Origin of the sequence: Cellulomonas pasadenensis (genome assembly GCF_047229365.1) — a bacterium.
Lineage (GTDB): Bacteria > Actinomycetota > Actinomycetes > Actinomycetales > Cellulomonadaceae > Cellulomonas.
In genome coordinates this window covers 1-2,147 of record NZ_JBFTEP010000249.1, presented here as the reverse complement: position 1 = coordinate 2,147, position 2,147 = coordinate 1, and the positions used below count along the sequence as shown (strand labels likewise).

Genomic DNA, 2,147 nt, shown 5'->3' with positions numbered 1-2,147 from the left:
CCCGCCGGGACCGCCCGCCGGCGGACCGCCGCCGGGCGGTCCCCGTCCCCGCCTCCGCCCGCGCCGGCTCGCCGCCGTGGTCGGTCTGCTGCTGCTCGTCGTGCTCGTCGCGTGGCCGGTGGGCCTGCTCGTCTGGGCGGGCGGCAAGCTCCAGCACACACCCGCGCTGTCCGGCGCGGCCGACACCCCGGGGACGACGTACCTGCTCGCCGGCTCGGACGCGCGCGGCGACGAGGGCGGCATCGCCGAGGACGGCACCGAGGGGCAGCGGACGGACACGATCCTGCTGCTGCACGTCCCGGACAGCGGGCCGACCGCGCTCGTGTCGCTGCCGCGCGACACGTACGTCGACGTCCCCGGCCACGGCGGCTCGAAGCTCAACTCCGCCTTCGCATGGGGTGGTGCGCCGCTGCTCGTGCAGACCGTCGAGGGCCTCACCGGGCTGACGGTCGACCACTACGCCGAGATCGGCATGGGCGGCGTCGCGCACGTCGTCGACGCCGTCGGCGGCGTCAACCTCTGCTACGACGGCGCGGTCGACGACCCGGACTCGGGCATGGTGTGGACGCCCGGCTGCCACGACGTCGACGGCACGCAGGCGCTGGCCTTCGCGCGCATGCGCAAGGCGGACCCGCAGGGCGACGTCGGCCGCGCGCTGCGGCAGCGGCAGCTCATCGGCGCCGTCGTCGGCAAGGTGTCGCCCGGCGCGCTCGCCGTGCGGCCGGCCGCCCAGGTCGCGCTCGTCGACGCCGGCACGGGCGCGCTCACGTTCGACGAGAGCACCGGCGCGCTGGACGTCGCCCGCCTCGCCCTCGCGTTCCGCGCGGCGAACGGTCCCGAGGGCATCACCGGCACGCCGCCCATCGCGAGCATGGACTACCGACCCGGCGGCATCGGCTCCGCGGTGCTGCTGGACGAGGCCGCGACGCCGCCGTTCTTCGCCGCGGTGCGCGACGGCACGCTGCCCCCGGGGCCCGTCGGCGGCATCCCCACCGGCTGAGCGCCGACGATCCCGAGCCGGCCCGCCTCGTCGAGGGCGCGCGGCCCGTGGTTGAGGCGTGTCAGCAGGGCGTCGCGGACGCGCACCATGCCGCGCTCGCTCGCGCGGCGCAGCGTAGGCGCGTACGGCGCCTCGACGAGCCGGTGCACGAGCCACGCGAGCACCAGCGAGACCGCCACCGCGGCGGTGACGGCCACCCACGCGGGGACGTGCCCGGCCACGAGGCCGATCGTCCACAGCCCCCAGTACTGGTGCACGAGGTACAGCGGGTACGTGAGCGCGCCGGCCGCGACGACCCACGGCCGGTCGACGCGGGCGAGCGGTGTCAGCGCGACGAGCGCGACCAGCGCCACGCAGGCCGCGACGCCCACGGCGAGACCGACCGTGGAGGGTGCGATCCCCGTGACCCGCTCGAGCACGGCCGCGCGCGAGGGCGTCACGAGCACGACCGCGAGGGCGGTGTTCGTGACCACGGCCGCCCACGGCAGCACCCGGTGGCCCTCCCGGTGCACGAGGAAGAGCGCCATGCCCGCGGCGAACAGCGGCGCGTAGTCGGCGATCAGCAGCGTCGCCAGGTCGTCGAGGCCGAGGCGCGCGGCGAGCAGCGCGACGGGCGGCCACAGGAACGCGACCGCGAGCACCCGCCGCCGCGTCACCCCGAGGAGCACGAGGACGCCGACGAGCAGGTAGAACCGCAGCTCGGTCCACAGCGTCCAGTACACGCCGTCGACGTGCGGCACGCCGAGGGCCGACTGGAACATCGTGAGGTTGACCGCCACCTGCCCCGGCGTCACGTGCTTGCCCTCGGGCCAGACGACGAGCAGCAGCAGGCCGGTCAGCAGCACCGCCACCCAGTACGACGGGTACAGCCGGCCGATCCGCGACGCGACGACCGCCACCGTCGTCCGCCCCCACGCCGTCATGAGGATGACGAAGCCCGAGATGACGAAGAACAGCTCGGGGCCGAGCGACCCGTAGGACGTCCACGCGGCGACCGGTCCGACGAGCCGGTCCTGGTCCGGCCCCCACACCGAGGCCTGCCGCGCGGTGAAGTGGTAGACGACGACCGCGACCGCCGCGAGCAGGCGCAGCGCGTCGAGCGCCACGAGCCGCGGGCCGCGCGGCCGCTCGGGGGGCGCGCCGGGGC

Annotated in this window: 1 protein-coding gene and 1 pseudogene; one reads left to right on the top strand and one right to left on the bottom strand. The window is 76.4% G+C overall.

All coding sequences use genetic code 11. From position 1 onward, the window contains the following. Positions 1-1,000: LCP family protein (locus tag AB6N23_RS18185; RefSeq protein ID WP_412867362.1), on the top strand; the 1,000-nt coding region annotated here is incomplete at its 5' end. 203 nt (positions 1,001-1,203) lie between these two features. Here the strand turns inward: AB6N23_RS18185 and AB6N23_RS18180 are convergent. Beyond that, positions 1,204-2,106 (bottom strand): annotated as a pseudogene (locus AB6N23_RS18180) (acyltransferase family protein); the annotation flags it as partial. Positions 2,107-2,147: the final 41 nt, after the last annotated feature.